The following is a 23,617-nucleotide window of genomic DNA, read 5'->3' on the forward strand; positions in this document are numbered from 1 at the left end:
CCGGCCGGCCCGTCCCGCCCGCACCTGGGGCGGAGTAGCTCAGTTGGTTAGAGCAGCGGAATCATAATCCGTGTGTCGGGGGTTCAAATCCCTCCTCCGCTACCACCATACCCCCCGACGAAGTCTGAGTGGGCGCCAGGAAGCGCGCGAGATCGCCCTCAAGTTCGATCGCGTTGTGCGACGCCGCATCGCCGGGAGTGACCGTGATCTTCTCGATCAAGTTCCTTACCGCGTCGAACTCCTCCGCCTCCAATGGCCCCACCGGTCCCCTCAGGGCGGCTTCCAGACTGCCTAGGGACGAGAGATACGAGTTGGTGATGCCCGGATGGATGGTCAGGTCCGGCGTGACGTCTTCGGCTGCCCTGCGCTCTGCGAGGAGCGAAGATCGCTCCTGCTTCAACTCCTGGATCTGCGACGCTCCCTTTTCCTCGTCGAGGATGCCTCTGATGAGGAGCTTCGTGGCCCTGTCGAGGTCTCCCTCGACGACCGCCAACCGACGATCCAACTTTTCGAGCAAGTCGGCCTTGTTGCCAGCGAGGCGCCGGCGTTCGTCCGCATAGACCTTTAGGAAGCGCTCGATGGCCGACCGGCTTCCGAGGGTGCGTCGCAACCCCTTCGAGACCCTTCCCTCGATCTCATCGAGGTAGAAGTGCCGACGGTTGCTGCAGGATCCACTCTCCTTCGACCTCGTGCAGATGAGCCTGATCCGGCCGTGGTCACGGTCCTTGACGGACAGCCCACCGCCGCAGCAGCCGCACTTCAGCAGGCCGGAAAACAGGTGCTTGGGCTTGCGCCGCATCGCATGAGGTCCGTTTGACCGACCGACCTTCCTCCTTTGCACAGCGTCAAACTGCTCCGGGGAAACGATCGCGAGGTGAGGAGCAGAAGCCTCCAACCATCGTGCAGGATCGTTTGGCCGCGAAACACGGCGGCCCGTATCGGGGTTCTTGTCCATGCGCACCCGGTTCCAGACGATACGACCACCGTAGATCGGATTTACGAGAATGCCGTGACCCCTTCGTGCATTTCCATTCAAGGTCGAGGCAGACCAGACAGAGCCACGCGGCGGCGGCACCCGGTCAGCGTTGAGGCCCTTTGCGATATCGCGTGGCGACTGTCCGGACAGATACTCCTCGAAAATGCGCTCAACGATCGCGGCCTCCTCCTCCACGACTTCAAGCTCGCCAGGATAGCCTAGCTTGGGACGATAGCCGTAGGCGCGCCCGCCTGCGTGACGTCCATCGAGCACTACCCCGTGCATCCCGCGATGGACCTTGTGCTTAAGATCCTCCAGGTAGAGAGCGCCGACAAGGCTTCGGATGCCGACCTGGGTCTGGTCGGCCTTGCCCTCGTGTACCGTGTGGATTTCGATGCCGATGAACTTGAGCCGCTTATAGATGCCGGCAAGATCCTCCTGATCGCGGGAGATGCGGTCCAAGGCTTCTACGACGACGACATCGAAGTCGCCAGCACGCGCCCTCGTCATCAGGGACGTCAAGCCATCACGCCCGACCGTCGACGCGCCGGACTTCGCCCGATCAGAGAACTCGGCCACCTGTCGCCAGCCACGTTGTTGCTCAACGAAGCGTGCACACAAGGCGACCTGATCCTCGATCGAACGATCGTTCTGCAACTCGGTCGAATACCGGGCATAGATGGCAACCCTAGTCACGTTGTGCGCGCTCCCTTAGTGCTGCTTGATGGTCACGCTTGGCTGCAGCACGAGCCAACGCATCGACGATGAAACAGATCTCCTGGGGCAGATCATCATCATTGTCGGCAACCGGCGGCCGATCACGACTCGCCCGATCCAACTTTCGATTCTGCCTCGCAGCATCCGACACAAAATCAACCGAGTGATCGAGGTTTTGTCGCGCTGAGGAGTCAGCAGAGTGAACGACGTCGATCTTTTCAGTTTATAGACAGGCCATCGTCGGGATGCGTCAGATTGTTCTCAAGCTGACCGGGGCAGCTAAGGCACCACGCGAGTGTCGGCTACTGCACAACATGCGACGATTGCGGGGCGGCCACCTTGTGAGAGTCGAGGCCAGCGTAACGCTCCTTTGATCGACAGTCACAATTTGCCTCATCGCCTATCAACAGTAAGCCTCAGCCCCATAAGATCAGACAAAGGCCCCCAGATTCTAAGGCCTTTGTCCTGAAGACGCCGGACCTGACTCAGGCAGCTACAGCCTTATCGTCCTCAAACGCATAGAAGTGCGGGTCCGCCACGGCATCGCCAGCGAAATTCCGACTGATCTCCACGGTGATCAAACTGTCGCCAGCAAAGGCTGGGCTCAGTTCAAGCGTCAGGTACTCGAACAGCGCACGCTCGTGCACCGCTATCACTACCTGCTTGCCGAGGCCCTTCGAGAAAGTTCGCAACAGGGCGGCGAACTGGGCGATGTGCACGTCGTCCATCGACTGCACGGGGTCGTCAAGCACCAACCATGGCAACTGCGACGGCACCGACAGGTTCAACGCGAGAAACAGAGTGAGAGCCGCAGTGTTCAGGTTACCCTGGCTAAGCATGGCTCCCGGAGGGCCGGAGGCCTGTCCCGAACGATGGAACGTCTCGAGCACCGCCTCCACTTTGCCGTCACCCTGATCGGGAAGCCGGAACTGAGGAACGAACTGCTCATTGGGAGCGAGCCGGACGAACAGGTCGCGCCAGACCTTGTTGAGCGACCCGCTGAAAACGTCACGGACAATCCCCGAACGGACCTGGGTTGCCGCGTTCGCGATGGTCTTCGCCCGCTCCCGGACCTCTCCAATCGACGAAAAAGTCGCCTTCATCGTCGCAACGCGCCCTTCGAGCTCGGTGGCCCGCGCAACGCGGTCCGACAGCAACTGTGCCTCGCGGGCATACTGATCGAGTTCGGTCTCGACCGAGACGCGCGACGACAGTGTCGCCTGGACGGCTCTAAGACGGCCCGAAAGCGCTTCGGTCGCCGCCCCGAGGGCATCTCGCAGGCTCGAAAAGTTCGTCGTCGGCTGGCCGGTTGCTCGCTTCACCGCATCATTGATCTCGGGAAGCAGGGACGCCGACTGTAGCCCTGCCCGTCTCGTGGCGGCGAGGCTCCGGTGAGCACCGTTGAGGCGCACGAAGAGGCCCTGCCCGTTAGCGGCATCCACCTGCAGCGGTTCAAGCCTCGACCTGATCGAGGCGATCGCGGACTGGCGTCGGCGCAGATCGACGAGCGAGTCGGGCTGCAGCACCAGCCGCTCGGCTGTCGACTCATCCCGCCGCGCCGTCGTCAGCCGCTCGCTCTCCGATGCCCGCTCCGTCGAGAGCGCCTGCAGGCGCCCTGCCTCCGACGTAAGGTTCGCTATCGTGGCCGCAATGTGTGCGGTCAGGGAGCCACGATCTAGCTCCGCGTAGTCGCGGTTACAGACCGGGCACATGTCCCCTTCGACATGCGGTGCGATGCCCGCAAGCGCGGCGGCGAGCGTGCGGGCATCCTTCGCGCCCGCCTCGAGAGCTTGGTTGATCTCACCAATGCGCGTCGTCGTCCTCTGGATTGTAGTTCTAGCTGCCGTCAGCTGCTGGCTCGCCGTGCCGTGCTGATCCAGCAACCGCTGGCAGCGATCGACCTCGACCACGCACCATCTCAGCGCATCCCTGACCTGATCCTCGACGCTGGCGCTATCGAGTGGCGACAGCTCGGAATGAAACTCTCGGAGGGTGTCCAGCGCTTGGGCGATCTGCGCTCCGGTACCGTTCAGCCACGCCTCGTACTCGGTCCCGATGGCGGCAGCATCCCGCTCCAACGACGCGATCTCGGCGTCTGGACTCCCTTCTGAGGTCTGCTCCAGACGACTAAGCAACGAGCTCACCTCCGAGCCCTGCTGGGTGACGCTCGCGAGTTCGGTCTGGTTTCGGTCCCTGTCTCCAACCCGGGCTCGCAGCGCGACGACATCGAAACCGGCGTCGACCGGCGCTGCAGTGGAGTCTAGAACGGCCAGCAGTTCGTTTAGGCGCACGATGCGCTGGGCTGTCGCCTGCCGGGCCGTCTCGACGTTCGACCTTTCGCGCTCGAGCTGCTTGTCGAGCAGATCACGAGCGTCTTCCAGTTGCTTGTAGACCGGAGCAAGCTTCCGTATCCGCGTGACGTTGAACGCATGGTCGAGGCCGTCCACCAAGGCGTCGAGCGCGTCGAGGCGCAGCAACTCCTTCACGAACTCCGTCAGCCGCGAGTTCGTGGTCTTTTTCTGATCGTAGATGTCCAGCAGGCGACCCAGCACTGCCTGCGGCAGGTAACAACGCTCCGCAAAGAAATCGGCATCGGCCGCATTAAGTGCCGGCGTCGCGTCGAACGAACCCGGAGCGAACGTAACCTGGCCGGCCCCGGACGAACGACCATTCATCCCTTCAACGGCCAGTTGGATCGAACCACCAGCCGTGTCGATATGGGTGAGGAAGTCGTGATACTTCGGCTGTTCTTCGAGATGTGCGATGGATCCGGTGAGACCCAGTTCGATGGCCGACATCAGGCTGGTCTTGCCCATGCCGTTAGTGCCGTGAACCAGCACCACCTGCGCATCGAGCGGAATGACCACCGATCCGCGCATCGAACGGAAATTATGGATCGAGAGCGACTTCAAGCGCGGGTTCATGACTGCGCCTCTCCGTCCTCGAGCACCTTGTCGGCAAGCGTTGAGATTTCGAGGGCAAGCGCCGCCTCCACGGCCTCCTTGCCACCCTCGGCCAGCCGCACTAACCTGCCGACGGACTGTTCGTCATCGGTGTCTTGCAGCCGCTTCTCGAGGTTGCCCTTCCAGTCGGCCAGGTGCTCGACCGGCGGCGGGCTCTTCAGCGGCAGTAGCACTGCCAGCCAATCCCGCACCATTTCTTCCGCCATCGGCCCGATCGGTGCCCCGACCGGCAGCACGCGGCAGACGCGACTGATCGAGTTCACCAGGTCGTTGTCCGCCTGGCCCGAGGTCAGAACGGCGGTTACCGATCGCTTCGAGCCCAACACATCCAGCGCACGGGTAAAGGCAAGGACCGACCGCGTGACCTGTGCGTCTTCGGACGCACCGGTGAGTTCGATCACGACGACAAGGTCGTTGGCCCGTTCGCCGGCCACCAACACATGGGTGAAATCGAAAGCCTGCGAACCGATCCTGATCGGCTTGCTGAGCGGCCGGTAGCCGCCCTCCTTGGTCAGGATATCAAAGACCGTTTCCGCTGTCGTCATAGTCCGACCTCAGAGTTGAACCTGCTCTGGACCTCGTCAAACGATGCCGAGCCCTCGAGCAAGTCACTGACGCTAACATAGCGCGGCGGCGCCTTGCCTGTCCGCCACGACTTGGAAGGGCTCCGCTGCTGTCGGGGCGTGACCTTGCGCGAGCACATGACAACGACGTCGGCATCGGTCTCGTCAAATGCACCCGCCGCGATGAGCTGATTGATATTGTCGTCACTGGCGGCAAGGAACACACGCGCCTCGGCGCTAGGTGCTACCAAGGTCACGGCTCCGCAGGTCGCCTGCTCAGGGTCGCCGATTGCCACTGTCCACCTGCTATCCTCAACGCCTTTGCCGATCAGCCCCAGCGCTGCCGCCGCCTCCGGGCGGCCACCGAAGCGAACGCCCGGGTCCTGCTGCATCAGACGAGCGTTGCTGGTGCTAATCGAGAGATAGGGACGACGACCAGGTTCGCTTCGCCCGCCGAGCAATTGCTCCGATACCCTGCCCACGAGCGCCGCGATGGTTCGCGCGCAACCGTAGCGATCGGCGTCACCCGCACGTGCCGCAGCCATCTCCAGCGCCTTGAGCCCTTGCGTTAGGTTTTGCCGACCCGCCGCATCCAAGCCCGGCGCCGGGACTAGGGAAGCAAGGGCCGCGAGCTTGCCAAACAAAGTGTTCAGCACGAGGGCCAAGAGGAGAGGCTTGGAGAAGGCTCGCAATCTTGCGTCGTCCCAGATTTGCTGGCGGTTCGCCTCATAATGGTTCGGGTACGCGCCCTCGAGGATAGATTTTTGCCCTGCCGAAAGCTCCTCGGCCGAAAAGATAATCGGGGCCGGCGTGCTGTCCCAATCCCATCCGGTACCTCCGAAGAGCTGCTGAATATTAGGGTCCTGACCCGAGAGGCCGATCATCAGGGTACGTTTTCGAATGACGAGCGCGTGCAACTGCTCGCGCATCTGAGCAAAGTCAGGGTTTTGCCCCCAGTGCACGATCATCGGTTCGCGTGCGACCAGCAAAGGACGGTAGTCCTGCTCGTTCTCGATCGCCCTTTTCGCGCAACCATGGAACTTGTGCAGTGTCCCGATGCCAGCCGGGCCTCGCAAGTCGCCCCCGGTCACGGCAACAGTGTAGGTTTCATCTGGCCTACCCAACTCCAGCATCGCGCCTTCGAGGAGAGCGTCCCAGTTCGCAGTTGCAAGGTCAGAGATGACGCCTTCGAGCACCAGTATACCGATGGCGAGGTGCTCGGCATCTGCCCTCTGGGACCCGAATGTGTTGCGGAAGTCGAGCACATCCCACAAGAGGTAATCCAGTGGCATCCCAGGTACATCTATTCCCAAGACCTTCGAATACTTACCCCATAGGCGGTTGATCAGGTCATCACGGATAGCCCACGACGACACGGGCTGAGTCAGATCGATTTGCGCCCTCTGATCGACCGCCAAGTCGGCAAGATCGAGAATCTGATCCAAGGCCGCCCTGTGGACGCAAGTCGAGCCGGTGATCCTCTGCCGCAGGTTTTCCAGAAGCTTGGCCAACACCCCGTCGAGGCCAACCACACGCTCCTTTGAAATGGCTGAGCCCAGCCAAAGTGCGTACAGCCCATCGGCAAAGCCACCTGAGAAAGCACTCAGCGGTCCGTCGAGGAGCTCTATTGTCTCTGAAATGGAAATGTCGTTCGCAGTAGGCAACTTGCTTCCCCCAAGCAAGAATACCTTATCTGTGACCATGACGGTTTTTCAACGGTATCGGCGGCTTGAACCCATAGATCGTTCGTGGTCCGATACACGGAGCTTGGCGCAGGAATGATTGGGGGATTCTTTGCCGGGACCGCAAATAGAGACGCTTGTTCGTCAGATTCAGCAGAAACTGCCTCGGACGAAGGACCTTGAGGCAGCGGTCGCAGAGGTAAAATCGGATCTCGACAACCTAAACATTGGACTGTCGAATCTATTGGCGGGCGAAATTGACGAGGCAAAGGCCATCGTCGCAAAGCAGTTTGATTCTATCGAGATACTGCACACGCACTCGCTCATCCGCAAACGGGAGCGATGGTACTTCGGCTCGCGGCCGACTGATCTGCACTGGCCCGCGGTCAAGGACTATCTGACCAATGCGAAGGACTGGCACCCTGACGACGTCAAGGCTATCGACGAAGCTGCCAGCGAAGTCGTTTCGCTGCTGGGCAATCCAGGGCAGAAGCGATTCTCAAACCGCGGCTTGGTAGTGGGCTATGTGCAGTCAGGCAAAACTGCTAATATGACGGGCGTGATCTCCAAGGCGCTCGACGCGGGCTACAACACGATCATCGTGCTGGCGGGTCTTACTAACAAGCTGAGGTTCCAGACCCAACTGCGGCTTTACAAGGATCTCGTGGAGCGCAACCCGCTCCATTGGCAGGTGTTGACCCCAAACGAAGAGAATAGGGACTTCAAGGCTCCTCCCCAGGGCGGCTTCCTCTCTCATACTGACAAAGCCCAGCTTGCGGTTATCAAGAAGAACGTGTCGCCGTTGGGACAACTCCGCGATGCCGTTGAAAGGACTCTGCCGGCGGCTCTGGACCGGTTGAGAATTCTGGTGATCGACGACGAGTGCGATCAGGGCAGCGTTAACTCGGCCCGTGGCGAGCTAAACATGACGGCCATCAACCAGCGCATCCGCGAGCTCTTGCAGATGCTACCGGCCGCAACGTACGTCGGCTACACTGCCACTCCGTTCGCTAACGTCCTCATCGACCCATACCGTAAGCAGGGTCAGGAACTGGACGACCTGTATCCGCGCGATTTCATCACCGCTCTGCCCCGGCCACAGCGCTATTTCGGCACCGAGCAGTTGTTCGGCCGAACACCGGTTGACCCCGCCAACGTCACGCCGGAGGAAGACGGGCTCGACATGATCCGCCCTGTCCCGGAGGATGATGAGAAGCTGCTGCAACCAGCCACGCGTCAGGCTCGCAATACCTTCCAGCCGGCCATGACGGATAGCCTAGAACGGTCGCTACTCTATTTCGTCGCTTGCTGCGCGGTGCGACGCGCGCGAGGCGACGCAGACGAGCACATGTCGATGCTGGTACATACATCGGCATATGTCTCCGCTCACGAACGGCTGGCCTCCCTGATACGCGGTTGGCTCGAAGTCAACGACGATGCCATTCGCGACGCGAGTTCTAAGCTGGGTCAAAAACTCGCCGACGTCTGGGCCGATGAACAGGGCCGGCTGCCTAGCGACATCACCGATGCCCAGAAAATCGATCTGGAGGAGATACGCGGGTTCCTGCCGGACGTGCTGGACGCCTTGGAGGTCGCGGTGGAGAACGGTGCGAGCGATGACCGCATCGATTACACCAAGGGCCCGAAGACCTATGTGATCGTGGGTGGTTCGATCCTTGCCCGCGGGCTCACGCTTGAGGGACTCATGATGAGCTACTTCCTTCGAACCGCTAATCAGTACGACACGCTGCTGCAGATGGGACGCTGGTTCGGGTACAGACCTCAGTATGAGGACTTACCGAGGATCGCTATGCCGGAGGATCTCCAATCAAAATTCCGGTCGATGGCGACAGTCGAGCAGGAGATCCGCGACGACATAGCCGAGTACGGTGCGCGCGACCTGTCACCCATGGATATCGCCGTTCGTATCCGAGCGATCCCCGGAATGGCCATTACCGCGGCGAACAAGATGAAGGCGGCTCGCCAGTGCGCCATCAGCTTCTGGGGGACGCATCGCCAGACCTTCCGGTTTGATCATCGAAATTCTGTCTTGCTCGATGCCAACTGGGAGGCCGGTGCAGAGCTTGTCAGCCGCGCTGACGCGCTAGGGCTGAGGCAGACCGGTGCTGCGAAGCTGTGGCGCGCCGTCCCGAAATCGTCGATCGCGCGCTTTTTTGAGGAGTATCAGGCGCACCCTTCCCACGCTGACCTGGATCGCAGAATCATCCTCGACTTCATTGCGAAGAGCGATCCGCGCCTCTCGAAATGGAACGTCGGCATTATCGAGGCCGAAAAGGGTGATGAGTCGACGCTTCCGCTCGGGAAGGCGGGAACAGTCAACATGGTCCGCCGCGCGCGCCTGAAGGACAGTCCCGTTGCGGACATCAAAGCGCTGATGTCGAAGCAGGACGTGGTCTTCGATTGCGAAGTCGCGGGTGCCTCGGATCTGGGATGGGAGGATCTGAAGAGCGCAAGATCCACAGCGCTGGGCGCTCAGGTGCCCCTGTTGCTGCTCTATCCGATTGACCGAACCTCTCGTCCCCAAACCGAGGGTGGCGCACGAGTAGCTTTGGACGCAGTCACGGATGTCCTGGGCTACGGCGTGGTATTCCCTGGCTCAGTGACAGAAGGAGGCGACTACGTATCTGTGGAACTGCGTCCGCTGTCCGCGGACGAGATCGAGAACATTGAGGCCGAAGAACTGGCTCAGGCGGAGGCTGCTGGTGTCCTCTGAGGGCCAAGCCTATGCAGCGACGGACGGGTGGACCATCCTCCGCGCCGGCGTTGCAGCCTCGAACAATCTCGAGATCCCAACGGTGCGGACAGATGTAAACTCGCCTGCGGGGCCGGTCAGATTGGCTGTCGGCCCAATTGGTGAGCCCCGTGTTCTGCTTCCACTGGGAGAACGTGATCCAGTGCGAGCAATCGTCGAGGCTCCGTCGCTGCGCATCGTAGTCACGCATCTGACCCAAGGCGCAAAGCAGCTTCGTTTTCTAGACATCATGTGCACGGCCAAGCATTTGGAGGGCGCATTCGCGGATGTCGTCGACGCGATACTTTTGCGCGTCGAGCAAGGCCTCTCGAGCCTCGAGGCGGCGTGGACAACATTAGAGGACTTTCGCAGCCTCCTGCTGGAGCAGGCAAACACCGGCCCCACTATCGAGAGGATGGCTGGGCTGGCCGGTGAACTGCTCATCCTGAACCGCCTCATAGACCAATCTTCGGCGGCGTGGAGAGCATGGAGGGGCCCCGCTGGAGACCGACACGACTTTCGAAGCGGCTCGACATCATTGGAAGTCAAGACGACGCTCAAGCAAGGGAAGTCCACGATCGTCGTGCACGGCCTCAATCAGCTCGAACCGAACACGGGCGGCAGTCTCTACCTAAGCCACCTGACGTTGGAGCCCTCGGCTGGGGGGCTCCTATCCATCGGCGCTCTTGCCCATCGCGCCCTCTCCAGGGCCGACGATCCCAGTCAGCTCCAGGCCACGTTCGCAGATGCCGGCTGCCAAGATCCGGGTTCGGCCCAATGGAACAGACAGCAGTTCAATCTGGAGTCAGAGGCCTTCTATGAGGTCAGCGATGAGTTTCCGCGTTTGGTCCCAGCATCGCTGATAGGTGGTCAGGCGCCCGTTGGCGTGTCCACCGTCGCGTATAATGTTGATCTTGCGACAGCGTCTTCATGCCTTCGGGACCAGGTGCGGCAGAGGTCCATCGAGGACGAGCTCGTAAAATGCCTCTGACGTCGCTGCACCTGCATTCTGAACCATATGGAAGCACGGGAAACATAGGAGAGAATTTCCGTCGCCTGCTCGGAGCACCAACGTTGGATGCGTTGCAGACCGTGGTCCGGGAGTCCGTTCAGAACATCGCCGACGCCGCTCAACTGGGTAGCGGCCCCGAGATCGAGATCCGCATCAGAACCCTGACCGATGAGCAGATTCGATGCCTCAAGGAACATGTCCTCACCGACCTTCCCGCGCAGGCGGATTCTCGGGGTCAACTCAGTGCGTTCCTGTCTCGGTCGGCTCCCGTCGTCATGGAGATCTGCGATTTCGGGACAACCGGCCTCGGCGGACCGACAAGGGCGGACAGGATTCCCTTTGACGCCAAACGGACCGACTTTGTCGACTTCCTGCGGAACATTGGAACCCCGCGCGACACGCAGCATGGCGGCGGCACGTACGGCTTCGGCAAGGTCGCCCTCTACCGCGTGAGCAGGTGCAGCACGATCCTGGTGGACACGTTGCCAGCTGATGGTTCCCCCAGGCGACTGATGGGCTGTCACATCGGACCATCGTTCGCGTTGCCCGACGCCGGAATGCGTCGCCGCTTCACCGGGCGTCATTGGTTTGGCGTCCCCGATCCAGTCGATGGGATTGCAGACCCTGCGGTTGGAGCTGACGCGGAGGCGCTTGCAGAAGCGCTTGGCTTCCTCCCTAGAGGTGTCGGCCGAACAGGTACGTCCATCATGATCCTCGACTTCGACACCGAAGGCGAGACCGTCGAGGACGCCGGCCAAAGAGTGATCGAGACACTTCTGTGGAATTTCTGGCCCCGAATGATGAGCGACACTCCGGACGCCCGACGCTTCCATTGCTCCATCGAGGCTGAGGGCACGCGCCTCTCAGTACCCCTGCCCGACGACTTGCCGCCGCTTGATCTGTTCGCCAAGGCCATGCGCGGAGCCAGGTCAGGATCGGGAAACGACGTGCGGCACATCGCGAGCCAACGCCCAATTCGACAGCTCGGCTGTCTCGCGGTCGAGAAGGGCCTGCGTTCGCCAAGGCGCCCCATAGTCGCCACAGAAAGCCTGCTCCCTGCTGCCTCTCACCACATTGCCCTTATGCGACCGGTCGAACTGGTAGTGAAGTATCTCGAGGGTAACCCTCTGCCCGACGAGCGGCTTGAATGGGCGGGCGTGTTTCTGGTCAATGATGATGACGAGATCGAGCGCGCCTTCGCCGATGCAGAGCCGCCTGCGCACGACGATTGGATACCAGACAACCTCCCCCGGGGACATTCGAAGACCTACGTCAACGTTGCGCTCCAACGGCTGAAAGTACATGCGCTGGACATTAGCGGCGCCGGACGCACCCCTTCCAGCCTAACAAGCACCTCCGTTCCCCCTCTCGCCCGCGTGGCCGGTCGGCTTGGCGCGTCGCTTGAGAGCGTCGGTGGAGACGGTGCCGGAAAACGGCGCGGTGCTGGTGGTGGTGGCGGTGGTGGGCCAACTCGCGCACGTGCATCGAAGCCTGTATTTAGTCGACTAGCCCGAGACAACAACGGCACGCTGGCCATCTTCACAACGCGAGTGCAGCAGGACAGCCAGCAGTCGGGCGTTGCTCTCACCACGCGCGCATCGGTCTCCGTTGAGGGCGGCAATGCAGCTGCCACCGACGAGTTGGGCCTTCAACCGTCAGTCGCGTACATTGTACGCATGGAGGACGGTGAGGTGGCGTGGGCCGATTCCATAGCGCTCGATGGCGACGAAGGCTTGTTCGAAATCGGGGTGCGGATGCGTGGCGACTATGCTGTTCTCGTTGACGCAGACGTCCTTACGGAGCCTGCTTCTTGAACACCCGAATCGCCTTGCCGTTCCTCACTCTTCGAGAGTCCACGGTGAATGCCTCTCCGTGGGAGTTGTCGTTCAACGGCGATGACTGGACGACGCACGATGAGTTCGTCCCGGATTGGGATCCGGCATCGACCCTGTGGTTTCGTCGACAGGTTTCGCTCGATGCTGAGGCTTCCGCCAGTGACCTGGGCATACCCCGCGAAGAGCTGCGACTAGCAATTGCGATGCGCGTTGGCACCGGTCAGGGGCGCATTCCCCGCACCATCATTCATCGAGAGGCCAGAGAGCTCGGCCAGGAAACTGTGGAGCTATCGTTCGCGCTGACCGGTGAGCGCCTTTCCGCCATGATCGATATCAGCACCGAGATCGTGTTGGCCGTTCCGCCTGCACGAGCTGATCAGCTCGCTCCGTCTCGGGCCGGTGATCGACTCTGGCAGGATCGCAGTCGGCTGCGGCTTGAGGGAGAAGAGCCTCGATTCCCCATCGAGGTGGCAGACCTGTCCAGACTGCTTGGAAATGCTCTTGCTGCATCTGCGCCCTGGTATCTGCACTGGTCGCCTCGAGACTGGACGCGGGACTTCCACGGCGCGATAAGGCTATATCTCAGCGAGGCCGAACCTGAGTTCGTGTCCAAGATCGAGGCACAGGATACGCACATCCTCCAAGCCATACTGGGGGATGTCATTGGCCAAGTCTGCGAGAGGCTGGTCTCCGATCCATCTGCTGCCGACTTGATCGCAAACTCTGAGCCGGGAACCCTTGCTGCGCAAGCTTCCGCCTGGCTGCGCGAGGCTTGGCCAAACAGGGACGTAGCGCACATCAGGGCAATACTGGAAAATCGGCCCGGAGCCTTTAGATCCACGCTCCTGGCTCTAGCCGAGCAGAGTGAGAGCTAGCATGGTCAAGCTTCTCCCCCGCTTGTCAGGACCACCTGCAGAACTGTTGCTCGAAGAATTCATCCGCGCCGGCGCGAAGGCATGGTCAGGTTTCGACGCAGATGAACTTCCCGATGCTGCCAGGTTTGCCGCAACGGGCGGGTCCCGTGTCAGTGCTGCCGAACTAGCCGAGTTTCGGTTGGGGCTGCTTGCGATGGCTGAACAACATGGCTTCGGCGCTCAAGGCAGTAGCCGCTCGGGCCATGCAGGATTTGACGCCTCGGCTTCCGCATGGCTGGCGGACCATCCGCTTCTTGGAAGCGGAGAAGCCCTGCGCGACGATGTCTGGGCCTTCGTGGGTGTCGTGCTGGCGCCCGACATCGTTCATTGGCGCTTCGGAACATCCTCGGAGCGCTACCTTGGTGGCATCCGCAACACGTTCCAGAGACTTTGGATGCGAGGTCAGGCACTCGACCGCGGCGTCGGCTACGCCGACCGTTGGCATCTTGTCGATCAGCTCACCGAAGATGCCCTCGTCCAGATAACAGAACGCCCCAGCATTGGTGGCGACGCGATATTGGCGTCGGCGCTGGCGGAAGCTTGGGTCCGCGGCTCGAAGGTGCATGGCCGTGGTGCAATGGAAGCAGTGATGCGCCGAGCGGCGTTGCGGACGCGAATATGGAACGAACTTCGTACCCTCAGCTCCCTGCCACAATCCGAACTGGCGGCAATCATGGACGCTGCAATGGAGATTCCCGAGACAACGGAGGCTGTCCCCGAAGGCCCAGCGACGCCGGCCGACCTTCTGTCGAGCGTTGAGCTGATCGAAGCCGAGGCCGCCAAGTATGCACTGTTGTCGCCAAAGTCCCGTTCAGCCTTGGACAGCCTAAAGTCTGGTTCCCCTCTATCCGAAAGCGACCGCAACGCTCTGAAGCATCTGATCGAGAGGTTGCGCCATTTTCGCGTTTCACAGAGCGGCACCAACCCCATCAGCGATGCCCTCGCTGCCCCCGAGGCCAAGACCACGGAACCGGCAGCTAAGAAGCGATGGAGTCTTTGGAAAAAGAACTAACGCCGCCGTTCAGTGCGCGACGGCGCCAGTCGACATGGCAAATAGCTGGATAGCTTCGGCGACCGCGGTCGGCGAACGCTTGATGTCGCACTCCCACGCGACGTAGATGCGCCAGCCGGCTTCGACGAGCTTGTTGGAGTTCTCCATGTCGCGCTCTACGTTCCTGGAGAACTTTTCCTTCCAGAATTCGGCATTGGCAGCAGGTACTGTGCAGTACTTGCAGTCGGCGTGCCTATGCCAGAAACAGCCATGTACGAACACGGCCAGCCTGTGTTTGGGCAAGACGATGTCAGGACGCCCGGGAAGATTGGATACGTGCAGACGAAACCGGAGCCCCATTGCGTGCAGCGCTGACCGAAGCCTCATCTCGGGTCCGGTGTTTTGCCCCCGAATCCGAGACATGTTATGGCTTCGTTGTTCCTTCGTATGAACGTCAGCCAACGGTCTCCACCACCTCGCTGTCCTTGGCGGGAACCGCAGCCGGCTGCGCCATTCGCCTGAATACCTCGGCGACTACATCTGCCAATTGCACGCCCAGATAAGGGGGCACCGCATTGCCGATCTGTGTAAAGACCTCAGTGCGATTGCCGCAGAAGAAGTAGTCATCCGAAAAGGTCTGTAGCCTTGCGGCCTCTCGGACTGTCAGGCTGCGGTTCTGCGCGGCATCTGGATGAATGAAATAGTGACCGTCCTTTGCGATGTGGGAGGTCACCGTTGAGGATGGCGAATCCCATACCTGGACCTTGAATCGATCACTGAACCCTGAAGCCTCAGCCTGTCCGGTCTTCACGTTGAAAGCGACGTTTCGATGGGCCGGAAGCAATGCCTTGGGCCACTCCTCGAGCTTTGGACTGCGCTTCAGCTCCGCGGCTGATGCTGACATGTAGAGGTAGCGAGCAAGGTCGGATGGCATATGTCCACGGGGCTCGTGCTGCAGGACTCCCTCAGCATCATCCGACCGAAGCCAGCGCTCGAGGTCAGTATCCGCCGAATTGATCTCTGCCGCCACCAGTCGACCACCTTGATCCGTGATGTCCCGATTTTCCTCGATCGCTTTCAGAATGGCCCTAGCAACCTTTGGTTCGGCCAGCTTTGCAGCCTCCGCCGCCAAAAGGTCACGCTCTGCTTTCCATTCGGCCTCTGGAATGCGCTTGCTCGAGGGGCCGCCGCGCACGCGGGGTAGTCGCCCGATAGCATCTCTCACTGTCGCATGTGCGGATGGCTGCAAAGATTTCGGTGCAACGTCGATACCGTGGCGAATGCCGAGGACAATCACCCGATGTCGCTTCTGAGGCACGCCGAAATCTTCAGACCGGATCAGGAAGTCCCGGTTGGCCAGATCGGCGTCCTTGCCAAGCGTCCCGTCCAAGGTGAACGCGAACACGTGGTACTTTGGGCGCTCCGGCTTCGCGAGCCGCTCCAGCTCTTCGCGATTGGCATCCTCAGTAAGTGCCGTCCAGGGGTCCATGAGGTCCGCTCTGATCCGATCGAACATCAGATCATCGGTCCCTGGGACCTTTGCAGAAAGTATGCCCTTCACGTTCTCCATCACGAAAACCGCAGGCTGATGAACCGCGATGATCCGAAGGTATTCTTGGTAGAGTTTGTGCCGGACGTCCTTACCGAACGCTTCGAGGCGAGCCTCTCGGACCTGATCAGAGATCTCAGGATCTAAAGCAGAACGCGCCCGATGGCCGATCCCGGTCATTCGAGCGCGACCCATGAGAGAGTAGGCCTGGCAGGGCGGTCCTCCCAGCAGTAGCCAGTCGTCCGTTTCGCCAAGACGTTCTGCAATTCGCCCGTGAAGTTCGGAGATTGGAACAACTCCCAGTTCGGCCATCCAAACCTCCTCCACGGCGGCGGTCCACTCGGGAAACTCGTGAAGAGCGGCTTCGGGCAGCCTTCCCGCGACGACGTCCCAATACTGTGCCGGCAAATCGCGATCGGCGAACTTGCGGAAGAAGGTTCGGAGCGTCAGCGTGCGGGAAGCCGGGGCGCTCTTTTCAATGCTGAGCACGCTGCGGAAGTCGATGTTCGAGCCGGACCATTTGTGATGCCGACTGAAGCCTTCGCTCAGACCCCCGGGTCCGGCGAAGAGATCGATCACGGGAACAGTTTTGGCCATGGTCGAGTGAATGGAGGATGTTGCGGGGGACTTCAAGTCTCTGCCGCGACATTGCTGCATCTGCCGCGCACTCAAGTCGTGGGAGCCGGTCATGTCGCATCCCAGACCCGGTTGAGCACCTGAGCCGCCAGTGCCGACTTATCTTGCGGCAGGAAGCGTCCATAGTGCTGGGCTACCATCTCGGGCGTGTCTTGGATCGCGTATGACGCCTGCTCGAAGCTGCCGGTCTTCTTGAGGATGTGGGTCGCAAGCACGTCGCGAATGTTGTGCGGCCCGTGCGGCAGCAGCCCGTTGATGGCACCGCGGTTAGTGTAGGGATTGTAGATGCCGTGCCGCTGAATGACGTAGCGCCAAGCCTCGTAGAACGTCGTTTGGTCGTACCGCGCTGTCGTGCTGCGCTGCTTCACGGTCTTCACAAAGAAGGTCCCGGGGTCCTCGCCGCTGCCCAGCAGGCGTGCCCTATGCCGATCCACATAGGCGTCGATCATCTCGTAGAGCTGCGCCATGTCCGGCAGCATCAGCCTGAACGGCTTCTGCCCGAAGAACGATGAGTTCGCGTTCTTGAAGGCGATCGACGGGATCAGGATCTCCCAGCCTTGGTCGCGAGCGCTCCAGCGCATCTCGCCGCACTTCATGTCCTCAAGGTGTCGCTCCGACGTTGGCACGCGGCCGGGCGCACAGATGCGAAGTTCGCGCAGGTTCTTCTGCCGCAGGCCGGTGTGCAGTCCGATCCTGAGCATGAGGAAAGAGCGCACCGCCTCGGCGGCCGGCCGCGGATGGAGCCGCTCGTCGGGCATGTACCGAAGCACTTCCTCGGTGATTCGCCGATACTCGCCAACAGGGCTGACCACCTACCCGTGTGTCCGGGTACTCAGGCACTGCGGTCGGCGTTTAAGAGCACTGCGAGCAACGACTTAGTAGCTGATCCTAGCGTGCCACGTTACATGAAATGAGGCGCCCGAAAGGTGACCTCCGGACGCGATGCTTGCGATTCACACGGCGCCACGTCGAGATAGCTCGGCCGCTATTCCAGTTGGTGGCGCTGCTCTGCGATACGTGCCGGCACACGCACCCTGGGCTTCTCGAGCAGGTGCTCCACCAGATCGACGATCTCTTCGGCCAGCTCATAGGTGGGAACAAGCTCTTCCGACAGGGCGGAGTCGTCCATCAACGACATGATGCTGAACACAAGATAATCACGTTCAGTCGGCTCGTAGGGCTCGCTAGTGCTGATGGTCATGCCGCCACTTCCATTTCAGCCAACTCAGCCGCAATCTCGGCGGCCTTTTTGAGAACGACGGGGTCGCTGCTGGTGACATCCCCCTTGCTTACTAACCACGCGAGCCGCTGCATGCGCCCACGCTCGATCTCGGCACTCAGCTCGGCCTTCTGCCGCAACTGCTCAGGGGTGTAATAGCTGTCATCGTCCACCGGCCAAAGGTTGACGGTCCGGCCGGTGTGAGCCTCTACGCCGACGAGCTGGCTCACGGTGAAGAACGACGCATATGCGAGCACGAGCGAACACATATCGAGCATATTGCTGAATTCCTGCCGATCCCTGGGTAGCGATTGGATGTGAGCGATGGCGTAGAGCATCGCCTGGTTCGCGATGTAATTGTCGCGGCCAGTGATGGACGCTTTCGGGCGGGCGATAGTATTCTTGGGCATCTTGGTCCTTCAGGGGATTGAGTGGAGTAATGAGCGCTCGGCTTCCAAGCTGCGCGCTCGCTATGGAGCGGTGCGACCTTCTGGGGTGCCCCTTGCCTTTGGAGTGCAGCCTTGACATTGGGCATGGCTGCGCCATCGGCGGCAGCACCGTGGCCCATTCGCAGTCAGCCTGGTCGAGTGGCGGCGTGAATGATCTAGCTCTAGCGGCCCAGGATGGTGGCCCGCAGCACCAAATCGTCGGAGACAAGGAGACACCGCTCGGTGTCGTCGCCGTCATCCCAGAACCGGAAGGGCTTGTAGTTGTACTGCGAACTGTTCCGGGAGTAGGCAGAGCCGCGGGCGAAGTTCACGACCCGGACGGATCCGGGCACCGGCTCCAGCCGATCGACCTCGCCCACCAGCCAGCCCTGCTTCTCGCTGACGATTTCGCCCAGCCGAAACTGATCAGCACCAGTATTCACTTCGATTTGCCGTCCCGGGTCCGGGTAGTACCGGTCGGTGATCGAGCGGAGCTGTGCCGCAGCGGCGGGATCGGTAGCGTCGAGTTCCTCCGCCGCAAAGGTCAGAACAAGCCCCACCGGCACCATCAACATGTCGCTGACGCTTGCGGCAGCCGACGGAGGAGGCGGATAGTCGATCGGATGACGTACAAACACCATGTCGCCGCTTCCGCCCTCGAGCAGATCGTCCAACGCAAGTTGAAAGATGGTGTGGGCGTGTTTTCGTGCCTCGTCGCTCATCCGGCTGCTGGTCGCGCTTGCTAGGGTGATTGCCTCCGCACACGCCTCGAACATCGCAACGCTCGTGCGGCGGGGGCTATCTAGCGAAGGACGGTCACCGTCACTGTCGCCGAGCGCTTCAGCAAGAGCCTTGTAGTACTTTGCGTGGTTGGGCTCGGTAGAAGCATCCTTGGCCAGCCAAGTGAGAAGCTTCCTGACGGGGATCAAAAACCCAAACTCGCCAAGTTCAGCCGCCGCGCGGTGCGTATAGACGATCCGCACCCAGCGATCCATGGTAGCCAGACTGCACTCCGTGATCTGAGGGGGACCAGCGAGCAACGTCTTCGCGTTCTTCATAGGAAGCGGACCATCATATGCATCAATCGCAGCGATCAGCTCGCGATGTTCATGGCTCGTGGTGTGCCACTGCTCGTGCTGACCAACGGCTTCCTCGATCCAATGCGGGGCGAGATGGTGGTTCATGTGTTTTCCTTCTTGGTTGGCTAATGTCGTCGAGGCATGAGGGTTCGTCGTCACGATATGCTGTCGCAACGACCTTCACTGGACGTCCGGCCAAAGGCCGACCGCCAATCTTTTGAATTCAGGCAAGGCTACGCCGAGCACCGGCCAAGATGGCTTGGGTGCCTCATCAGGGGCGTCTAATTGTCTTGGCGTTGTGGGCCAGGCGTCTGCGTCGCTAGACCCCTTTGAGGGACCACTCCGGCAGCGTTCGCCTAACGCGCTTTTCGAGATGGTCTCGGAGCTGGCTGAGCCTAACGGCCTGGTCGAGAGCAACTTGGCGTTGCTCTGCGTCCGCGAAGTCCAGCTCCTTCAGTTCGCCGATCCTGGCCTCAATTTCGCGAAGCTTGTACCTGTTGACGATGCTGGCCAGTTCGGTCGCCGCATCGAGAAGCTGGTCGATCATGATCTCGGCACGTCCGATGGAGCCGGCGTAGCCCGCGTAGACATCGTCCTCATCGACCTGGCCCGACTGCGAGGCAGGCCCGCGGTCGTTCTCGAACACAGGGGCCGGCAGTCCCATGAGGTCGAAATTCAGCTCGACATTGGACCAGTTCGGGTCCTCCTGAAGGTACTCGAAGAAAGCTGTGCGCAGGAACGGGTAGCTAGCGTCGGCCATCCGACGACGCTCTTCGGCTTCGCGCGCCAACTGCTTTTGTTTGCGCTCCAGGGCTGTCATCGCCATCGCTTCACTCTCCGTTTGTGATTGTGAATGTAGACTTCACATTCACGACTGTCAAGAGGCTTTTGGTGCGTCTGGCCAATGCAGCGCTGCAGGTTTTTCCCACCCTCCCGCCACGAAGGGCGAACTCCGAATGCAGCCCGGAGAGCTAGGCGCTGTGGGCGTTAGCGTGCGCCGAAGATCAAGGCGGCCTAATAACTGTGATAGCGCCTCAGATATCCGACCCACCTTGTGCATGCCCTTCCCTACGACAGCCCCCTGCTTTCCCTCTCTCCAAGCTTCTCCAACTGGCGCGATACCTGCCGGTTCAGCTCCTCGTAGGCAACGAACGCCCCCGCCAATCCGGAGCCGGACCTATCAGGGGTGGCGACCTTGCGACCCATCAACCCGAGTGTGTGAACGACCTCTTTGCGCCGCACGGTTCGAAAACCGGCCGTCGCATGATCCATGATCATCAGCCCGACAATTCCGGCAGTCAGAAAACGCCGCTTGCGGTTGCTCTCCCAGAACTCCACTACCGCCTTCGAAAGGCGATCTGACCTGGTCGCGAACGTCGGCAGCATGAACTGGAAGTAGCGCCCCTGGAGTGTCGCGAACCGAAAGCGTCTCAGGCTGTCGATCGTCCCGATTTTGAGATCGCGCAGTTCCTCCCCGTTGAGGGTCACTTCGAGCCGTGCTCGCCTGCTCTCCTCCGGCAGCAGAACTTGGGTGCCGGCGGTGATGTTCTGCCGGTCGAGTATCTTGTCCATGACCTTCCATTGCGACCGGCCGTGCTGGCGACCAACGTAGAAGGTGGCGTCTACTGGGGCAGCCAAGTCCGCGAGTGGCCACCGCAGCAGATCCAGCCCTTGGGACAACCGCTTGCGATCACCTATGAGGTACCGCGTTCTCGACGTGCCTCGGCCCCACTTGAACCGCGGCCGGTCGTAGGGGCTTGTGATGATATCGACCTTCGGAAACAGATGGTGTGTCAGCACCCCGACCATCCGGTGGCGCGCTCGCTCGGATGGCACTCTCGGCGTGAAGTCCACGCTGATCTCAATCCCCGCGATACTGGGCTCCTCCACGAAGCCATAGGCTTTCCTGATATCGTCCAGGCAGTCGGTCACGATGGCCAACCGGGCTTCCTGAAACCTGATCCGGAATATCGTGGTTGCTCCACCGGGAACCTTCTCAAGCGGTGCAATGAACGGAAGTAGCCCGGTGCGCTCGAGGATGGGTTTCTGCAAGTGCTGGAACTGAGTTCGTTCCCGAAGCGTCACCGTCACGTCCAGCCAGTCGATGACCGCTCGGACGCGATAGTCCCTGAGATTGATATCGGGCTTGCCCACCACCCGGTTGCGGAATCGAGCCTGCGTCGCCTCTTGAGGCTTCACGACATAGCCCAGCACCTGCGGTGCTCGAAGAGTCTTGATGTAGGGCAGCTCTGCCCGCCAAGTAGTAGTGGTCACGGCGAATCTCGTTTCGATCCGCCGTTATAGACAGCCCATCTTTGCGATGCGCGCGATCGATAGCGACGAGCGCATCCTGGATAGTGTCTGGATGACTCAGGGATGCGTCAGGGCAGCCGCCGTGGCGTCTCAAGCTAGGGTGACACCAGGAACCGAAACCACGCGGCCTGTGAGCGTCCTGCGACGCTTCCGAACGGACCGCACAAAGTCCACCATCCTAAGGTCTAAGCGCAAGCCGCAGGAACAAGGCGCTGCAGAAGGCAATCACGCTCGAGGACGGATCTTGCAGCCGGAAGACACCCGTTCCCGTCCTCAGGTCGTCATATATGTATCTTGTAGTTTTAAGAGATAGAATAATGGACGACCTGAGGATCAGGATGAACTGCTCCGGCTGCACGTAGGGCTTCACCGCGGTGCTGTGCATCATCCGGCTGCGACGTGCCTGCGTGCTTGGAAGGAGGCTTGGTGCGGGCAGCGGAAAGCTTGCACTCCTGCCGCGCTCATTCCCCACGACGTCCAGGAACACATCCATCTATTCGCCGCAGCCGTGGTGAGCGGTAGAGGGTTGCGCACAGGACGACCGGAAGCACATGTTCAGACCTGCTTCCCGGATCGGGACTACCTGCAGAGTTGCTAATCAGTGCGAGCCCGTGAATACCTGTCCCGCAAGGCGTACCTTGGTTCCCTGATCCCTGCAGTGCCTACCAGCGCCATGCAGGAAATACCTGCGAGCGGTATTCGGTCACCGCAGCCTGTGGGACGCTCCTTGAGGCGCGAAGACTTCGGCGCTTGCCGTATCGCCCATCCGCTCCAAGTTGACGGATTGGGCAAAAAGTCGATTTCGGGTGCGATTCGTCAACCATTCGTAAAGTGGTGTCAACCAATTACGTATTTCGGCTACGGAATTGGTTGACACCCACACTGCTGCGTCAACCTGAACCGACCGATTTAGCGCCTCGGACTGACGGAATTCGGCCTCCAGGTTGACAGGTGTCAACCTCCCGGCATGAGCTCTCGACGCAACGCAATGATTTTTCTGCTTCAGCCTACGCAGTCCCGAACGAGTGTCCGCAATAGTGTTTCGATTGATCAGGATCGGAAACGACTATGCAGAGCGACATGGCGACCCATATCGAAAACCGCACACGTGAGAAAGCGGAGCTCCTGAGGGTTCTGCCGAAGGACATGCTAGAGGCCGAACCCTCCTCGGCAATGAGGCGGTGGCTGAGCTACAAGTTCATGAGCCCATTGGAATGCACCCGGCAGTTTGGCCGAGACTACCGCGATGCGTTTCGAGCGACGTTTGGCATCAGCTGCGACTTCGAACCCGAGATCGGCTCCATTGAGTTCGCTGTCCTTTGGTCCATGCGGCAGAGCGCCGACCAATGGCCTGTGCCGTACCCGCTCTACCTTGAAATCTGCTTCAGCTTCAACCGCAGGAACGCCGAGAAGTTTCGGCGCCCTCACATGCACTTTCACCGGCTCTCCGAGTCGATGAGCTGGAGCAACAAGCTTCATCGCGCGATGCGCGAACGCTGGTCTTCGACGTTGACGCGGCTCTCCCAGATGCCCCAGTTTCGCCGTGAGCACTATCTCGGACTACCAGCTCAGAACAGCATCGCAGCTTACGCGCGGCACCTTGCTCGGACTACCAAGCAGTGGCGCCATATCGCCTCGGTCTGCATAACGCACAACATGGTGCCGGTGGCTTTCCTTCTGAACGACCTGAAAGACCCAGAACTTCGGTCGGAGGTCGTTCAGCGCCTAAGGGAGGAAGCGGCGAGTGGCTACCTCACTAGGAACCCTGCCCCCGAGCTGGGTGACAGCAGCTTCCTGCAGAGTTGCTTTGGCTGGCAGAGGGCTGGAGCATCCACCCAAGCACCATGCTCCGGCTGCCCTCAGTCGGCAGACTGCAAGGCAGCAGCGGTCATCGCCTCCAGCTATAGCGTCCTTGGAGCGGAGGTTACGTTCCCGGAAGTCGGTGGACACCCGAGGCATCCCCATGCCCCAGCACCCCCCTTCTAAGA

17 protein-coding genes, 1 tRNA gene and 1 pseudogene are annotated in these 23,617 nt (G+C 60.8%); 7 read left to right on the forward strand and 12 right to left on the reverse strand.

Annotation, left to right across the window (positions count from 1 at the left end; all coding sequences use genetic code 11):
* The first annotated feature begins 28 nt into the window (after positions 1 to 28).
* A tRNA-Met gene (locus AC3A6I_RS13815) sits at positions 29 to 105 on the forward strand.
* On the opposite strand, the gene AC3A6I_RS13820 is transcribed toward AC3A6I_RS13815, so the two are convergent.
* From AC3A6I_RS13820 to AC3A6I_RS13835, 4 genes are all read right to left on the reverse strand, one after another.
* Positions 62 to 1,672: a recombinase family protein gene (locus tag AC3A6I_RS13820; protein WP_487545028.1), complete on the reverse strand. Its 1,611-nt coding sequence runs from the start codon at positions 1,670 to 1,672 to the stop codon at positions 62 to 64. The two genes, AC3A6I_RS13815 and AC3A6I_RS13820, sit on opposite strands and share 44 nt — an antisense overlap.
* A gap of 506 nt (positions 1,673 to 2,178) precedes the next feature.
* Positions 2,179 to 4,617: an AAA family ATPase gene (locus AC3A6I_RS13825; RefSeq protein WP_487544298.1), complete on the reverse strand. Its 2,439-nt coding sequence runs from the start codon at positions 4,615 to 4,617 to the stop codon at positions 2,179 to 2,181.
* Positions 4,614 to 5,201 (reverse strand): hypothetical protein, encoded by a 588-nt coding sequence (locus tag AC3A6I_RS13830; RefSeq protein ID WP_487544299.1) that lies wholly within the window; start codon positions 5,199 to 5,201, stop codon positions 4,614 to 4,616. Before AC3A6I_RS13830 ends, AC3A6I_RS13825 begins: the two co-directional genes overlap by 4 nt.
* Positions 5,198 to 6,922, reverse strand: a complete 1,725-nt coding sequence (locus AC3A6I_RS13835; RefSeq protein WP_487544300.1) for an SIR2 family protein — start codon at positions 6,920 to 6,922, stop codon at positions 5,198 to 5,200. Before AC3A6I_RS13835 ends, AC3A6I_RS13830 begins: the two co-directional genes overlap by 4 nt.
* A 91-nt stretch (positions 6,923 to 7,013) precedes the next feature.
* Between AC3A6I_RS13835 and AC3A6I_RS13840 the strand changes: the two genes are divergently transcribed.
* The 5 genes from AC3A6I_RS13840 (at position 7,014) to AC3A6I_RS13860 (ending at position 14,426) form a co-directional block, all read left to right on the forward strand.
* Positions 7,014 to 9,635 (forward strand): Z1 domain-containing protein, encoded by a 2,622-nt coding sequence (locus tag AC3A6I_RS13840; protein ID WP_487544301.1) that lies wholly within the window; start codon positions 7,014 to 7,016, stop codon positions 9,633 to 9,635.
* An 82-nt stretch (positions 9,636 to 9,717) separates the two neighbouring features.
* Positions 9,718 to 10,644: a PD-(D/E)XK motif protein gene (locus tag AC3A6I_RS13845; RefSeq protein ID WP_487545029.1), complete on the forward strand. Its 927-nt coding sequence runs from the start codon at positions 9,718 to 9,720 to the stop codon at positions 10,642 to 10,644.
* Complete coding sequence (locus AC3A6I_RS13850) at positions 10,635 to 12,479, forward strand: hypothetical protein (RefSeq protein ID WP_487544302.1); 1,845 nt, start codon at positions 10,635 to 10,637, stop codon at positions 12,477 to 12,479. Before AC3A6I_RS13845 ends, AC3A6I_RS13850 begins: the two co-directional genes overlap by 10 nt.
* A complete protein-coding gene (locus AC3A6I_RS13855) occupies positions 12,476 to 13,375 on the forward strand; it encodes a hypothetical protein (protein ID WP_487544303.1) in 900 nt (299 codons plus the stop codon). The genes AC3A6I_RS13850 and AC3A6I_RS13855 overlap by 4 nt, the downstream gene beginning before the upstream one ends.
* 1 nt (position 13,376) lies before the next feature.
* On the forward strand, positions 13,377 to 14,426 hold the full coding sequence (locus tag AC3A6I_RS13860) for a DUF6339 family protein (protein ID WP_487544304.1): 1,050 nt from the start codon (positions 13,377 to 13,379) through the stop codon (positions 14,424 to 14,426).
* A gap of 9 nt (positions 14,427 to 14,435) precedes the next feature.
* Here AC3A6I_RS13860 and AC3A6I_RS13865 read toward each other — a convergent pair whose 3' ends face one another.
* From AC3A6I_RS13865 to AC3A6I_RS13900, 8 genes and pseudogenes are all read right to left on the reverse strand, one after another.
* Positions 14,436 to 14,828, reverse strand: coding sequence for a very short patch repair endonuclease (locus tag AC3A6I_RS13865; RefSeq protein ID WP_487545030.1), 393 nt, complete (start codon positions 14,826 to 14,828; stop codon positions 14,436 to 14,438).
* Positions 14,829 to 14,859: 31 nt separating this feature from the next.
* Positions 14,860 to 16,644: a DNA cytosine methyltransferase gene (locus tag AC3A6I_RS13870; protein WP_487544305.1), complete on the reverse strand. Its 1,785-nt coding sequence runs from the start codon at positions 16,642 to 16,644 to the stop codon at positions 14,860 to 14,862.
* Positions 16,641 to 17,396: pseudogene (locus AC3A6I_RS13875) on the reverse strand (hypothetical protein); the annotation flags it as partial. The gene AC3A6I_RS13870 and the pseudogene AC3A6I_RS13875, both read right to left, overlap by 4 nt.
* 179 nt (positions 17,397 to 17,575) lie before the next feature.
* On the reverse strand, positions 17,576 to 17,791 hold the full coding sequence (locus AC3A6I_RS13880; RefSeq protein ID WP_487544306.1) for a hypothetical protein: 216 nt from the start codon (positions 17,789 to 17,791) through the stop codon (positions 17,576 to 17,578).
* Positions 17,788 to 18,219 carry a hypothetical protein gene (locus AC3A6I_RS13885; protein ID WP_487544307.1) on the reverse strand — a complete coding sequence of 144 codons (432 nt, stop codon included), beginning with the start codon at positions 18,217 to 18,219 and terminating at the stop codon, positions 17,788 to 17,790. Before AC3A6I_RS13885 ends, AC3A6I_RS13880 begins: the two co-directional genes overlap by 4 nt.
* A gap of 200 nt (positions 18,220 to 18,419) precedes the next feature.
* A complete protein-coding gene (locus AC3A6I_RS13890) occupies positions 18,420 to 19,421 on the reverse strand; it encodes a hypothetical protein (RefSeq protein WP_487544308.1) in 1,002 nt (333 codons plus the stop codon).
* A 214-nt stretch (positions 19,422 to 19,635) separates the two neighbouring features.
* The gene (locus tag AC3A6I_RS13895) at positions 19,636 to 20,142 is read right to left on the reverse strand and encodes a hypothetical protein (RefSeq protein WP_487544309.1); all 507 of its coding nucleotides are present in this window, start codon (positions 20,140 to 20,142) and stop codon (positions 19,636 to 19,638) included.
* A 242-nt stretch (positions 20,143 to 20,384) separates the two neighbouring features.
* A complete protein-coding gene (locus AC3A6I_RS13900; RefSeq protein ID WP_487544310.1) occupies positions 20,385 to 21,590 on the reverse strand; it encodes a hypothetical protein in 1,206 nt (401 codons plus the stop codon).
* Positions 21,591 to 22,697: 1,107 nt separating this feature from the next.
* Here AC3A6I_RS13900 and AC3A6I_RS13905 point away from each other — a divergent pair.
* Complete coding sequence (locus tag AC3A6I_RS13905; RefSeq protein WP_487544311.1) at positions 22,698 to 23,615, forward strand: hypothetical protein; 918 nt, start codon at positions 22,698 to 22,700, stop codon at positions 23,613 to 23,615.
* The last annotated feature ends 2 nt before the right edge of the window (positions 23,616 to 23,617 follow it).

Source organism: Devosia sp. Soil_C_22, from assembly GCF_057657195.1.

What these genes read in the sequence shown, in the direction of transcription:
- AC3A6I_RS13870 (WP_487544305.1), bottom strand. Translation starts at nt 16,644, where the DNA reads ATGACCGGCTCCCACGACTTGAGTGCGCGGCAGATGCAGCAATGTCGC.
- AC3A6I_RS13865 (WP_487545030.1), bottom strand. Translation starts at nt 14,828, where the DNA reads ATGTCTCGGATTCGGGGGCAAAACACCGGACCCGAGATGAGGCTTCGG.
- AC3A6I_RS13905 (WP_487544311.1), top strand. Translation starts at nt 22,698, where the DNA reads ATGCAGAGCGACATGGCGACCCATATCGAAAACCGCACACGTGAGAAA.
- AC3A6I_RS13825 (WP_487544298.1), bottom strand. Translation starts at nt 4,617, where the DNA reads ATGAACCCGCGCTTGAAGTCGCTCTCGATCCATAATTTCCGTTCGATG.
- AC3A6I_RS13885 (WP_487544307.1), bottom strand. Translation starts at nt 18,219, where the DNA reads ATGCCCAAGAATACTATCGCCCGCCCGAAAGCGTCCATCACTGGCCGC.
- AC3A6I_RS13860 (WP_487544304.1), top strand. Translation starts at nt 13,377, where the DNA reads ATGGTCAAGCTTCTCCCCCGCTTGTCAGGACCACCTGCAGAACTGTTG.
- AC3A6I_RS13895 (WP_487544309.1), bottom strand. Translation starts at nt 20,142, where the DNA reads ATGGCGATGACAGCCCTGGAGCGCAAACAAAAGCAGTTGGCGCGCGAA.
- AC3A6I_RS13850 (WP_487544302.1), top strand. Translation starts at nt 10,635, where the DNA reads ATGCCTCTGACGTCGCTGCACCTGCATTCTGAACCATATGGAAGCACG.
- AC3A6I_RS13880 (WP_487544306.1), bottom strand. Translation starts at nt 17,791, where the DNA reads ATGACCATCAGCACTAGCGAGCCCTACGAGCCGACTGAACGTGATTAT.
- AC3A6I_RS13835 (WP_487544300.1), bottom strand. Translation starts at nt 6,922, where the DNA reads ATGGTCACAGATAAGGTATTCTTGCTTGGGGGAAGCAAGTTGCCTACT.
- AC3A6I_RS13890 (WP_487544308.1), bottom strand. Translation starts at nt 19,421, where the DNA reads ATGAACCACCATCTCGCCCCGCATTGGATCGAGGAAGCCGTTGGTCAG.
- AC3A6I_RS13830 (WP_487544299.1), bottom strand. Translation starts at nt 5,201, where the DNA reads ATGACGACAGCGGAAACGGTCTTTGATATCCTGACCAAGGAGGGCGGC.